Genomic DNA, 13097 nt, shown 5'->3' with positions numbered 1-13097 from the left:
CGAGTCCATACAGGGTTCCGGTGCACGTGTTCGTTGCGGCTCGGCGCCGCCGGTGACTCGTCACGTGCGGTTCGACGCCACCAGCACGACCAGTTCTTCTCGCGGGACGTCATTCGTAGAGGACCGCGGCGATCTCCTCGTCGTCGATGTTGTCCTTGTCGTACCAGTAGAAGCCCGAGTCGACGACGGGCTCCAGCTCCTCGCCCTCGATGGCCGCCACTGCCGCCTTGACGGTCTCGTAGCCCATCTTGATCGGGTCCTGTGTGATCGCCCCGGCCATCAGCCCGTCGCGGATCGCGTCGGTCTGCGCCTTGCCCGAGTCGAAGCCGATCACCGTGAGCTCGCCCGCCATCCCCGACTCCTGCACGGCCTTGACCACGCCGATGGCGGAGCCCTCGTTGGTGCCGTAGATGCCCTTGAGGTCGGGGTGGGCCTGCATGATCGCCTTCGCGGCGTCGGCGGACTTGAGGTGGTCGCCCCCGGCGAACTGCGTGTCGACGATCTCGAGGTCCGGCGCGTTCTCCTCGATGTACTGGGTGAACCCCTCGACCCGCTGCTGGCCGGTCTGCGACGTCTGGTCGTGCCCGACGATCGCGATCTTGCCGCTGCCGACCAGGTCGGCCATGTGCTTGGCCGCCTCGGCGGAGGCGGCGAGGTTGTCGGTGGAGACGGTGGTCACCGGCACGTCCGACTCCACACCGGAGTCGAAGGCGATGACGGGGATCCCCCGCGACTCGGCGTCGGTCATCATCGGGATCGAGGCCTCCGAGTCGAGGGCCGCGTAGCCGAGCGCGTCCGGGTTCTTGTCCAGGGCCGTCTGCAGCATGGTGAGCTGCTTCTCGACCTCGGTCTCCGTCTCCGGCCCCTCGAAGGTCACCTCGACGTCCAGCTCGGCGGCGGCGTCGTCGGCCCCCTGCTTGACCGCCTGCCAGAACTGGTGCTGGAACCCCTTGGAGACCAGGGCGACGTAGGGCTTGCCCCCCGCACCCGGCTCCGTGCCGTCGCCGGAGCCGCACGCGGCGAGCGTGAGCACGACGACGACGGACGTGGTGGCTGCCGCGACCGCGGCGAACCGTCTGCGCGTAGTGGTGGTGACGTTCATACCGGTCCAGCTCCTTCGGTGGTCGGGTCAGACAGGGTCAGGCTTCCGGTCAGGCTTCCTTGCCGCGGCGCAGGATGTCGGCGTAGACCGCCAGCACGATCACGATGCCGACGGCGACCTTCTGCCACTCCTGCGGGATCGACATGATCCGCAGGCCGTTGGTGAGCGTCGCCATGATCAGGGCACCGATCACGGTGCCCAGGATGGTCGCCTTGCCGCCCCGCAACGAGGTACCGCCGATGACGACGGCGGCGATGGCCTCCAGCTCGTACCCAAGGCCGAGACCGGGCTGCGCCGAGTTGAGCCGGGAGGCCATGACCACGCCGGCCAGGCCGGTGAACAGGCCGGCGACGACGTAGATGACCACCTTCCAGCGACGCACGTCGACGCCGGAGATCCCCGTCGCCTCCTCGTTGGAGCCGATCGACAGCGCGTAGCGGCCGATGAGCGTCTTGCTCAGCGTGACCCCCGCGATCGCGGCGGCGGCGAAGAAGATCAGCACGGCGTTCGGCAGCCCCGGGATCAGCTCGCCGGCGGCGAGCTGGTCGAACCCGGCCACGTCGCTGAAGTAGATGGGCTTGGTCCCGGAGATGACGAGCGAGAGCCCCTGCGCCACCATCATCATCGCCAGCGTCGCGATGAACGGCGGCAGCCGCAGGTAGGAGACGTTCAGGCCGTTCAGGAGGCCGATCAGCGCGCCGATCGCGAGTCCCCCGAGCACGCCGACGACGAGCGGCAGCCCGAGGTTCGCCAGGAACACGCCGGTCATCACCGAGCAGAGGGTCATCCCGGTGCCGACCGACAGGTCGATGCCACCGGTGGCGATGACGAACGTCGCTCCCAGCGCCATGATCCCGGTGACCGCGGTCGCCAGCAGGATGCCCTTCACGTTGCCCCAGTCCAGGAAGTACGGGCTGGCGATCGAGAAGAAGGCGAAGATGGCCACGAGCCCCGCGAACGCGAGGATCTGCTGCAGCTGTTGCCGGTTGCCGAACCGCGTGGCCGGCCGGTCGGATGGCGTTGACGTCGTCGTCATTCTGCGTCTCCGGTCGTGACGAGCGAGCGGTCGGCACCGAACCGCGTCGCGAGCTCCATGATGTCGTGCTGGCTGGCCTCGGCGTTCGTGAGGGTCCCGGTGATCCGGCCCTCGCACATGACCACTATCCGGTCGGCCAGGCGCAGCACCTCCGGCAGCTCGGACGAGATCACGATGATGGACTTTCCCTGCGCGGCCAGGCTCGTGAGCAGGCCGTAGATCTCGTCCTTCGCCCCGACGTCGATGCCGCGGGTCGGTTCGTCCACGATCAGCACGTCGCAGTCGCGCACCAGCCACTTGGCGAGGACCACCTTCTGCTGGTTGCCGCCCGAGAGGTTCTTGGTCCGCTGGTTGACCGACGGCGTCCTGATCGCCAGCCGGTCCACCATCTCGGTCGTGACCTTGCGCCCCGCGGCGTCGCGCACGAAACCCGCCCGCGTCATGCCGGGCAGCGAGGACAGCATCACGTTGCGCACCACGTCCTGGTCGAGCAGCAGGCCGTAGCGCTTGCGGTCCTCCGAGAGGTAGCCGATGCCGTTCCGTACGGCGTCGGCGGGGTTGCGCACCGTGACCGGCCGGCCGTTCACCTCGACCACACCGGTCGAGCGGTCCGCCCCGATGATGGCGCGGGCGACCTCCGTGCGCCCGGCCCCCATGAGCCCGGCGAAGCCGAGGATCTCACCGCGGTGCAGCTCGAAGGACACGTCCCGCAGGAGCTTCCGGGTGCTCAGCCCGCGCACGGCCAGCGCGACGTCGCGGCCGGACCCGCCGGACCCGCCCGACCCGTCGTCGTCCGCCGGGACCGGTTCGGGGCGCACCCCGGCCGCGAGCTGCCGGCCCACCATCGCCGCGATGACCTCGCGGGTGGCGGTCCGGTCCGTCGGCAGCGTGTCGACGTAGCGGCCGTCCCGCAGGACCGTGATGCGGTCGGAGATCTCCTTGACCTCGTCCATGCGGTGCGAGACGTAGATGACGCCGGTGCGCGGCGAGACGAAGTCGCGGACGATCCGGAACAGGGTCGCCACCTCGGTCTCGGTGAGCGCGGCCGTCGGCTCGTCCATGATCAGCACGCGGGCGTCGAACGAGAGCGCCTTGGCGATCTCGACCATCTGCTGACCGGCCACGCTCAGGTGCGAGACGGGCTGCCGCGGGTCCAGCGGGATGCCGAGGCGGTCGAAGAGGGCGGACGCCCGGCGGACGAGCTCGTCGTCCCGGATGAGGCCGGCCCGCCGCGGCTCGCGGCCGATGAAGATGTTCTGCGCGACCGTCAGGTCGGGCATCAGGTGGAACTCCTGGTGGATCACGCTGATGCCGAGCTCGTTCGCCTGCCGCGGGCCCCCGGGCCTCATCGGCGAGCCGTCGAGCTCCATGGTGCCGGCGTCCGGCCGGTAGAGGCCCGAGAACAGCTTGAGGAGGGTCGACTTGCCCGCGCCGTTCTCGCCGACGAGCGCGAGTACCTCGCCGTGGCGCAGGTCGAGGTGCACGTCATCGAGCGCGCGCACTCCGGGAAAGGACTTGCCGATCCCCGTGGCGCGGAGAAGTGCTGGACTGTCCGACACGTGATGCTCCCTTGCGTCCGTGCTCCGCATTCATACCGCAGACATCCGATGCATCTCAAGACCCTGGGCCATATTGACCGTCAAACTGGCACCAGAACGGCTTCTGACGGCGATAGATCAGATGACCTTGCCCTCGGGCAGGTGTAGGGGAACCGCGGTCTCGGCGAGCAGGCCCGCGTCGGCCAGCGCCCGCCAGAGTCCCGACGGCACTCGTGCCGCCGCGCGCTCCCCCGCCTGCCGTGCCTGCTCCGGGGTGCCGAGGCCCACCACGGTGCTCGCCACCGCCGGGTGCGTGCGCACGTACGCGAGCGCCGCCTGCGGCAGCGTGACGCCGTGGTCGGCGCAGACGACGGCGACGCGGCGCGCCCGGTCGAGCAGCCCCGGCCCAGCGGGGGCGTAGTCGTACGTCGCGTCCGGCGGCGGGACGTCGTGGGCGAGGATCCCCGAGTTGTAGGCGGCCGCGGCGACGACCGCCACCCCGTGCTCCGCGGCCGCGGGGAGCAGGTCGGCCAGCGCCGGCTGTTCGAGGAGCGTGAACCGCCCGGCACACATGACCACGTCGACGTCGGTCTCACGCACGAACCGGGCCAGCGGCGCCGACCGGTTCATCCCCGCGCCGACCGCCCGCACCACGCCCTGGTCCCGCAGCTCGGTGAGCGCGGGCAGCGCCTCGCGGGCCGCCTGCTCCCAGTGGTCGTCGGGATCGTGCAGGTAGACGACGTCGACGCGGTCCAGGCCCGTGCGCTCCAGGCTCGACTCGAGTGACCGGAGCACGCCGTCGCGGGAGAAGTCCCAGACCCGGCGGGCGGCGGCCGGCACCTCGAACATGTCGGGGTCGGTGCGGTGCGCCGTCTCGGGTGACGGCACGAGCAGCCGCCCCACCTTCGTGGAGACCACCAGCTCGTCCCGCGGCCGGGTGCGCAGGAACGCGCCGAGCCGGCGCTCGGACAGCCCGAGGCCGTAGTGCGGCGCGGTGTCGAAGTACCGGATCCCGGCGGTCCAGGCCGCCTCGAACGTCGCGTGTGCCTCCTCGTCGGTCGTCGCCCGGTACAGGTTGCCGGCGGGGGCCGCGCCGAGGCCGAGCGTGGTGAGCCGGACCCCGGTGGCGCCCACCGCCGTCGTCTCCATCGCGCGCCGCCCGCCTACCCCTGCCCGGGCGCCCGCGTGCGCAGCGCGTGCGAGCCGCCGTCCACGGCGAGCACCGCGCCGGTGGTCGCGGCGGCGAGCGGGCTCGCCAGGTAGCAGACCGCGTGCGCCACCTCGTCGGCGCTGACGAGCCGGCCCGACGGCTGCCGGGCCTCCAGCGCCGTCCGCTCGGCGGCGGGATCGTCGGCGGCGTCGAGCAGCCGGCTCACCCACGGGGTGTCGGCGGTGCCCGGGTTGACGCAGTTGACGCGGATCCCCTCCCCGACGTGGTCGGTCGCCATGGCCAGCGTGAGGGACTGCACGGCGCCCTTGGACGCCGAGTACAGGGCCCGGTTCGGCAGCCCGGTCCACGCGGCGATCGAGCAGGTGTTCACGACGGCGGCGTGCGGCGACTCGCGCAGGTACGGCAGCGCGGCGCGGGTCACGCGGACGATCCCGAGCACGTTCACGTCCAGCACGCGCAACCACTCCGCGTCGTCGTTGTCGGCGACGGTGCCCTGCGCGCCGACCCCCGCGTTGTTGGCGACGACGTCGATCCCGCCCATCGCCTCCGCCGCGGCCAGCACGGCGGCGCGCACCGCCGCGTCGTCGGTCACGTCGGCGACCTGGGCCCCGGCACCCGCCGGCACGCCGTCGGCCACCCGGTCGATGGACGTCACCCGAGCGCCCCGCGCGAGCATCGCGCGCACGATCGCCGCCCCGATGCCCGAGGCACCACCGGTGACGACGGCGCGGACACCGGCGAGCTCTGCGGCGCCGACAGCCGTGGTCTCCGAGGTCATGCGTGGCTCTCCTTCAGCTCGTGCGTGCGCTCCAGCTGGTAGACCCGCCGCGCGGTGCCTGCCCACACGGCGGCGGACTCGTCCGGGCTCAGCCCGCGCAGCAGGTCGCCGAGCGTCGCCATCCATCCGCCGTAGTCGCTCGCGAGCAGGCAGACGGGCCAGTCGGAGCCGAACATGAGCCGCTCGGGCCCGAAGACCTCCAGGGCGTGGTCGACGGCCGGCCGCAGGTCGTCGGCGCGCCAGTCGTCCCAGCGTGCCTCCGTGACCAGGCCGGAGAGCTTGGCCGTCACGTTCGGCCGGGCGGCGAGGTCGGCCAGGCCCTGCTTCCAGGCGGCCGACGGCAGGTCACCGCTGGTTCCGGTGCCCAGGCGCGGCTTGCCCAGGTGGTCGAGCACGAAGGAGACCTCGGGCAGCGCCGCCGCGAGCCGGGCGCAGGCGGCGAGCTGGTCGGCACGTACCACCAGGTCGAACACGAGCCCGTCCCCGCCGTCCGCGTCGGCGGCGCCACAGGCTGCGACGATGCCACGGCGGACGTCGGCGCGGTCCAGGTACCCCGGGTCCGCCTCGGTCTGCACCTGCGTGCGGATCCCGGTCAGCGTCCCGCCGCCGGGCCCCGCCCGCAGGGCGGCGACACGGTCCCGCACGCCGGGGTCGAGGAGGTCCGCCCAGGCGACGACGCCACCGATCCGGGCAGCGCGCCCGGCGTCGGACGCGGCGACGGCCAGGAGCTCGCGGCTCTCCGACCACAGGCTCGCGGACTGGACCACGACCGTCGCGGTCACGCCGTGCGCGGCCGCCGGCAGGTCCGCGGGCGTGAAGTCCGCGTCGATGGCGGCCATGGTCACGGGGTCGATCCAGTCCTGGGGCGCGCGCGAGCGCACCCACAGATGATGGTGCGCGTCCACGACGTCGTACAGCACCCGTTGCTCCCTCCGGCGACGTTGCTCGGAAACATCCGATGTATAGCACGACGCCGGTCCACGGCGACAGCACCGGACGGCACCGCGCTGGAGGGTGGGGGCTGGTCAGCGCCGGTCGTCCCGCTCCCGCTCCCGCTTGACCTTGGTGGCGGTGAGCGAACCCGCGTGCGCCTTCGCCTCCGGCACGCCACGCGTCTTGATGAGGCTCGCGACGGTCGCCACGACGAGGACGCCGAGCACGACGCCGAGGCTCAGCGGTGTCGAGATCTCGGGGATCGACTCGTCGAGGTCGACGTGGGCCCAGTGCAGGATCAGCTTCACGCCGATGAACGCAAGGATGACCGCGAGACCGGCCGAGAGGTAGACGAGCCGGTCGAGCAGGCCCTTGACGAGAAAGAACAGGGCGCGCAGGCCCAGCAGCGCGAAGGCGTTGGCGGTGAAGACGATGTACGCCTCCTCGGTGACCCCGAAGACCGCGGGGATCGAGTCGAGGGCGAACAGCAGGTCGACGCTGCCGATGGCGACGAGCACGATGAACAGCGGGGTGACCACCCGGCGGCCGTCCTCCTTCGCGAAGAGCCGCCCGGCGATGTAGCCGTCGCTGACCGGCAGGAACCGCCGCGCGCCGCGCACCATCAGGTTGCTCTCGATGTCCGGGTCCTCGTCCCGGTGCCGGAACAGCTGTATCGCGGTATAGAGCAGCAGCAGCCCGAACAGCAGGAACGTGAACGAGAACAGGCTGATGAGGGACGCACCGAGGGCGATGAAGACGGCCCGCATGATGAGCGCGAGCACGATGCCGAACACGAGGACCTTGTGCTGGTGCTTGTCGGGGACCGCGAAGGTGCTCATGATGATCACGAACACGAAGAGGTTGTCGACCGACAGGCTCTTCTCGATGATGTACCCGGCGAAGTACTCGGTGCCCGCGGCGTTCCCGTACTGCAGCCCGAACCAGATGCCGAACCCGATGGCCACCGCGATGTAGAACACCGACCAGGCAGTAGCCTCCTTGAACCCGACGTGGTGGGGGCGGGCCGCCGCCAGAACCAGGTCCACCGCCAGCAGGAGAACGATGAATCCGATGGTCGCGGCCCAGGTCAGCAAACTGATGTCGAGCAAGGGTCTCTCCGTCGGGTCGCCGGCACAGGGACTGCAGAACTGCCATTATCGAATAACTTTCCGGCTCCCGTCGGGTAGCAACCGAACCACACCCGCCACCGTCACCGCGTCGCCGGACGTGATGGTCGCCGGGCACAAGGAGAATCCATGAGCAGCGCCGAGAACCCGGTCGACGTCAAGCCCCGTTCCCGCACGGTGACCGATGGCCTGGAGGCCACCGCGTCGCGCGGGATGCTCCGCGCGGTGGGGCTCGGCGACGAGGACTTCGCCAAGCCGCAGATCGGCGTGGCGAGCTCGTGGAACGAGATCACGCCGTGCAACCTGTCGCTGGACCGGCTGGCGCAGTCCACCAAGCAGGGCGTGCACGCGGCGGGCGGGTACCCGCTGGAGTTCGGCACGATCTCCGTCTCCGACGGCATCTCCATGGGCCACGAGGGCATGCACTTCTCGCTCGTGTCCCGCGACGTCATCGCCGACTCGGTGGAGACCGTGATGCAGGCCGAGCGCCTGGACGGCTCGGTGCTCCTAGCCGGCTGCGACAAGTCGCTGCCCGGCATGCTGATGGCGGCCGCCCGCCTGGACCTGTCCAGCGTGTTCCTCTACGCGGGCTCGATCATGCCGGGCTGGGTCAAGCTCGAGGACGGCACCGAGAAGCAGGTGACGATCATCGACGCCTTCGAGGCGGTCGGCGCGTGCTCCCGGGGCCTGATGAGCCAGGGCGACGTCGACCGGATCGAACGGGCGATCTGCCCGGGCGAGGGTGCGTGCGGGGGCATGTACACCGCCAACACGATGGCGTCGGCAGCCGAGGCGCTCGGCATGTCGCTGCCCGGCTCGGCGGCGCCGCCGTCGGCCGACCGCCGCCGGGACACCTGGGCGCACCGCTCGGGCGAGGCAGTGGTGAACCTGCTGCGCCAGGGCATCACCGCGCGGGACATCATGACCAAGGAGGCGTTCGAGAACGCCATCGCCGTGGTCATGGCGTTCGGCGGGTCCACGAACGCGGTGCTGCACCTGCTGGCCATCGCGTACGAGGCCGAGGTCGACCTCACCCTCGACGACTTCTCCCGCATCGCCGACCGCGTGCCGCACCTGGGCGACCTCAAGCCGTTCGGGCAGTACGTGATGAACGACGTCGACCGGATCGGCGGTGTTCCGGTGGTGATGAAGGCGCTGCTGGACGCCGGGCTGCTGCACGGGGACGTCATGACGGTCACCGGCCGCACCATGGCGGAGAACCTCGCCGAGATCGCCCCGCCGGACCCGGACGGCAAGATCCTGCGCGCCATGGACGACCCGATCCACAAGACCGGCGGCATCACCATCCTGAACGGGTCGCTCGCTCCGCAGGGCGCCGTCGTGAAGTCGGCCGGTTTCGACTCCGACGTGTTCGAGGGGACGGCACGCGTGTTCGAGCGCGAGCGCAGCGCGCTCGACGCCCTGGAGGACGGGACGATCCAGGCGGGCGACGTCGTCGTCATCCGCTACGAGGGCCCCAAGGGCGGACCGGGCATGCGCGAGATGCTCGCCATCACGGGCGCCATCAAGGGCGCGGGCCTCGGCAAGGACGTGCTGCTCATCACCGACGGCCGGTTCTCCGGCGGCACCACCGGCCTGTGTGTCGGGCACATCGCGCCCGAGGCCGTGGATGCCGGGCCCATCGCGTTCGTGCGCGACGGCGACCGCATCCGCCTCGACGTGGCGTCCAAGACCCTCGACGTCCTCGTGGACCCGGCCGAGCTGGCCGCCCGTGCGGCGGGCTGGGCGCCGGTGCCCCACGGGTACACGCGGGGCGTGCTGGCCAAGTACACGAAGCTGGTCCAGTCGGCGTCCCAGGGCGCCGTGCTGGCGTAGGCGGGGCCGCCCGGGTCGGCGTCGCCCCGTGGCCGGCCACGCCACTGGCGGACGCCGAGGAGCAGCAGCAGGGCGCCGAGGACGATCTTCAACCAGCTCGTCCAGGCGGCCGGCCCGTCGGCGTCGGGCGGTGCGGAGCCGGCGAGCAGCGCGACGACACCGACCACGGCGACGGGTAACGACTGACCGATCGCAGCGCCCACACCGACCACCTCCGTCCGTCGGGCCGGGCGACCCGTGCGGTCGACGCTAGGGACGGGCGAAGGCGACGGCGTCACCCAAACAGGGTGACCCCGGCACGGGGGCCGCTGCCGACGATGAGGCGTGAGCACCCACGACCTCGCGTCTTTGTTCAGGTCGCGGATACGCCAGGCGGCCCGGCGCGCCGGACGGCGCGTGAAGCAGGAGAGCGCCGACGTCATGCCGCGACGACGACACCTGCGCACCGACATCGTCGCCGGCCTCCCGGGCGCGATCTCGAGCGTGCCCGACGGCATGGCGGCCAGTGTCCTGGCCGGCGTCAACCCGGCTCACGGGCTCTATGCGTCCTTCGTGGGTCCGATCGGCGGCGGACTGACCAGCTCGACGCGCCTCATGGTGGTGACCACCACCAGCGCGGCGGCCCTCGCCGCCGGGTCCGCGCTCGCCTCGTACGGGGGCGACGACCGGTCCGCCGCGATGATCCTGCTGACGCTGCTGGCCGGCGGGCTGATGATCGGCGCAGCGCTCCTGCGGCTGAGCCGCTACATCCGGTTCGTCTCGTACTCGGTCATGCTGGGGTTCCTCACCGGTATCGCCGTGAACATGGTCCTGGGCCAGATCCCTGACCTGCTCGGCATCGACGCGGAGGGCTCCGTGTCGATCGCCAAGGCGTGGTACGCGCTCTTCCACCTGGGCAGTGCGGAGGCGGCCGCGGCGCTCTGCGGCGGGGCGGCGCTCGTCCTCCTCGTCCTGCTCGGTCTGACGCGCTGGTCGGTCACGAGCTCGCTGGTCGCCCTGCTGCTGCCGACCGCCGGCGTGCTGCTGCTCGGTGCGTCCACCGTGGCCCTGGTCGAGGACACCGGGCGCGTGCCCCATGGCCTGCCGACCCCCGGGCTGCCCGACCTGAGCCTGTTCAGCATGGAGCTGCTCGGCGGTGCGGCGGCGGTCGCCGCCCTCGTGCTCATCCAGGGCGCGGGTGTGGCGGAGGCCGTCCCGAACCCGGACGGGTCACGCAGCTCGACCCGGCGCGACTTCGCCTCCCAGGGGATCGCGAACATCGCGGCCGGCGTGTTCGGCGGGCAGCCGGTCGGCGGCTCGGTCGGCCAGACGGCGCTCAACCTCACGGCCGGTGCGGCGAGCCGCTGGGCCGCGATCTGGTCGGGCATCTGGATGGGGATCATCCTCCTTGCGTTCTCCGGCCTGGTCGGCAAGGTGGCGATGCCGACGCTCGCGGCGGTCCTCGTCTACGCGGGCGCCAAGGCCGTCTCCCCCCGGGAGCTGGTCGCGGTCGCCCGCGCGGGGCGCATCTCGGCGCTCGCCATGGTGGCGACCTTCACCGCGGTCCTCGCGCTGCCGGTCGCCCAGGCCGTGGGCGTCGGCGTGATCGTCTCGCTGATCCTGCAGCTCAACCAGGAGGCGCTCGACCTGAAGGTGGTGCGTCTGGAGCACGACGCCGCCGGCCGCCTCACCGAGTCCCGTCCGCCGCACGCCGTGTCCGCCGGCGAGGTGGTGCTCCTGGACGCGTACGGCTCCCTCTTCTACGCCGGCGCCCGCACGCTGCAGCGCCGCCTGCCCGTGCCGGTGGCCGAGCAGGGCGACGGCGACGACCCGGGTCCGGTGGTGCTCCTGCGCCTGCGCGGGCGCAACACGCTCGGGGCGACCTTCCTCAAGGTGATCGGCGACTACGCCAGGGCGCTGGACGACGCGCGCGGCGCGCTCTACCTCACCGGCGTGGACCCGGAGCTCGCGGCCGCGTGGGAGCGTGACGGCACCGTCAAGGGCCTGGCCGGCGTGCACATCCGCCCGGCGACGCCGCGGCTGGGCGAGTCCACCCGAGCGGCCCTCGCGTCGGCCACGGCCCGCGACCAGCATCCCGACCACGGCGCGGTCCACCAGGTGCACCTGGCCGAGGACGCCGCGGACGGCGGGGACGCTGAGGACGCTGAAGGCGGCGACGCGAGCGGCGACCGCACCGGCGACGGCCAGTCCCCCGACCATCCTGGAGGCTCCTGATGTCTGCCCTCACCGCGATCCTCATCGGCCTGGTCCTGTGCCTGGCGGGATCGCTCTCCGTCCGCCTCGCGGTGCTGGCCGCCGGCTTCGGCGTCGCCTGGACGCTCGCCACGGCGCTCGACGCCGACACCGGCACGGCACTGCTGATCGGCCTGGGCGGTGCGGTCCTGGCGTTCATGCTGACGCTGCTGGCCGCCCGGTTCCTCTTCTTCGTCGGCGGGCTGTGCGTCGGCGCGGTGATCGGCGCCAAGCTGTTCGTGCTCGTGCAGGGTGGCGGCGCCGACCTGCTGCTCCTGCTCATCGTGGTCCCCGCGGTGGCGCTGGCCGGCGGTCTGCTCGCCCGCCGGTTCGAGCACCCGTTCCTCCGGTGGGGCACGGCGGTCGGCGGCGCGGCGCTGGTGCTGTCCGGCATCGGGCACCTCTGGGCCGACGTCGCCGGCGACCTCTGGCGTCCGCAGTCCACCGCGGGCGTCGCGCTGGCGCTGGTGCTCTGGGCCGTGCTCTCCGTCGTGGGCTGGGTCGTCCAGCGGCGCGGCGTGCCGGGGCGGCGCAAGAGCCCGGCGGGCCCGTGACCGAGCCGGTGGCACCGGCGGCTCAACCGAGGAGCCGCACCAGCCCGCGCACCGTGAAGACCATGCCGAACACCAGGAGCACCGCTGCCCCGATCATCCGGTCGTTCCGGACCAGCCAGGCCCGCACCGCATGGAGCTGACGGCGACCGGGCAGCCCCGTGACCGCGTAGACCACGGTCGGCACCACGTAGTCCAGCACGGCGGCGACCACGAGGACCAGCACGGCGACCACCTGCACCCCCAGCGTGACGTCGGCGGTGACGACCGACCCCAGGCCGGAGACGTAGATGGCGACGTTGGGGTTGACGAGCGCGAGCACCACCGCGCTGCCGACCAGCACCGGCACCCTCGGGGAGGCCAGCCCGCGGGCCCACGCCGGCAGCTCCTCCCCCGTGCTCGCGTCCCCGGCGCGCCGGGTGGCCGGCCGGCGGACGACTGCCGCGACCCCACCGGCGAGGAACAGGACGCCGACGACCAGGCCGATCCAGCCGCGCACCGTGCCGGGAGCGTCGGTCTCGTGCGCGCTGGACGCCCGGCCGACGACCAGGGCGACGGCCCCTAGGACCGCATAGACCACCAGCACGGTGCCACCGAACACGACGACGTTGCGGTAGGGACGTGCGGACCCCAGCAGCAGGAGACACGCCACGATCGCCGCGGGGGTCACGGCGAGTCCGATGATCTCGGGTGCAAGCGCTGCCAGCACGTCGCCCATCCGTCCAGCGTCGCCCGGTCCGCGGCCGGGCGCGTCACCCCTTCCGGGTGACCTGGCGCCCGCCGGCCCTTGCCT

The 13097-nt window shown here is 72.2% G+C and carries 11 protein-coding genes; 3 read left to right on the top strand and 8 right to left on the bottom strand.

The window, feature by feature from the left end; genetic code table 11:
- Window positions 1–109: 109 nt before the first annotated feature.
- The 7 genes from ACFSL2_RS26310 to ACFSL2_RS26280 all read right to left on the bottom strand — a co-directional run bounded on the left by ACFSL2_RS26310 (window position 110) and on the right by ACFSL2_RS26280 (window position 7667).
- On the bottom strand, window positions 110–1102 hold the full coding sequence (locus tag ACFSL2_RS26310) for an ABC transporter substrate-binding protein (RefSeq protein WP_377200677.1): 993 nt from the start codon (window positions 1100–1102) through the stop codon (window positions 110–112).
- Window positions 1103–1151: 49 nt separating this feature from the next.
- Complete coding sequence (locus ACFSL2_RS26305) at window positions 1152–2138, bottom strand: ABC transporter permease (protein ID WP_377200676.1); 987 nt, start codon at window positions 2136–2138, stop codon at window positions 1152–1154.
- On the bottom strand, window positions 2135–3697 hold the full coding sequence (locus ACFSL2_RS26300) for a sugar ABC transporter ATP-binding protein (RefSeq protein ID WP_377200675.1): 1563 nt from the start codon (window positions 3695–3697) through the stop codon (window positions 2135–2137). Before ACFSL2_RS26300 ends, ACFSL2_RS26305 begins: the two co-directional genes overlap by 4 nt.
- Before the next feature lie 117 nt (window positions 3698–3814).
- The gene (locus ACFSL2_RS26295; RefSeq protein WP_377200674.1) at window positions 3815–4825 is read right to left on the bottom strand and encodes an aldo/keto reductase; all 1011 of its coding nucleotides are present in this window, start codon (window positions 4823–4825) and stop codon (window positions 3815–3817) included.
- Between the two features lie 14 nt (window positions 4826–4839).
- Window positions 4840–5625: an SDR family NAD(P)-dependent oxidoreductase gene (locus tag ACFSL2_RS26290; RefSeq protein WP_377200673.1), complete on the bottom strand. Its 786-nt coding sequence runs from the start codon at window positions 5623–5625 to the stop codon at window positions 4840–4842.
- Window positions 5622–6545: an amidohydrolase family protein gene (locus ACFSL2_RS26285; RefSeq protein ID WP_377200672.1), complete on the bottom strand. Its 924-nt coding sequence runs from the start codon at window positions 6543–6545 to the stop codon at window positions 5622–5624. Before ACFSL2_RS26285 ends, ACFSL2_RS26290 begins: the two co-directional genes overlap by 4 nt.
- 105 nt (window positions 6546–6650) lie before the next feature.
- Complete coding sequence (locus tag ACFSL2_RS26280) at window positions 6651–7667, bottom strand: TerC/Alx family metal homeostasis membrane protein (RefSeq protein ID WP_377200671.1); 1017 nt, start codon at window positions 7665–7667, stop codon at window positions 6651–6653.
- Between the two features lie 147 nt (window positions 7668–7814).
- On the opposite strand from ACFSL2_RS26280, the gene ilvD reads away from it, so the two are divergent.
- The 3 genes from ilvD to ACFSL2_RS26265 all read left to right on the top strand — a co-directional run bounded on the left by ilvD (window position 7815) and on the right by ACFSL2_RS26265 (window position 12307).
- Window positions 7815–9521 (top strand): dihydroxy-acid dehydratase, encoded by a 1707-nt coding sequence (ilvD, locus tag ACFSL2_RS26275; protein WP_377200670.1) that lies wholly within the window; start codon window positions 7815–7817, stop codon window positions 9519–9521.
- A 324-nt stretch (window positions 9522–9845) separates the two neighbouring features.
- Window positions 9846–11735, top strand: a complete 1890-nt coding sequence (locus tag ACFSL2_RS26270) for a SulP family inorganic anion transporter (RefSeq protein WP_377200669.1) — start codon at window positions 9846–9848, stop codon at window positions 11733–11735.
- Window positions 11735–12307, top strand: a complete 573-nt coding sequence (locus tag ACFSL2_RS26265; RefSeq protein ID WP_377200668.1) for a DUF4203 domain-containing protein — start codon at window positions 11735–11737, stop codon at window positions 12305–12307. Before ACFSL2_RS26270 ends, ACFSL2_RS26265 begins: the two co-directional genes overlap by 1 nt.
- Window positions 12308–12329: 22 nt before the next feature.
- On the opposite strand, the gene ACFSL2_RS26260 is transcribed toward ACFSL2_RS26265, so the two are convergent.
- On the bottom strand, window positions 12330–13022 hold the full coding sequence (locus ACFSL2_RS26260; protein ID WP_377200667.1) for a GAP family protein: 693 nt from the start codon (window positions 13020–13022) through the stop codon (window positions 12330–12332).
- Between the last annotated feature and the right edge of the window lie 75 nt (window positions 13023–13097).

It is taken from the genome of Promicromonospora aerolata, from assembly GCF_042682255.1.
GTDB lineage: Bacteria > Actinomycetota > Actinomycetes > Actinomycetales > Cellulomonadaceae > Promicromonospora > Promicromonospora aerolata.
The sequence above is the reverse complement of the archived record's forward strand: the minus strand, read 5'-3'. Positions and strand labels throughout refer to the sequence as shown.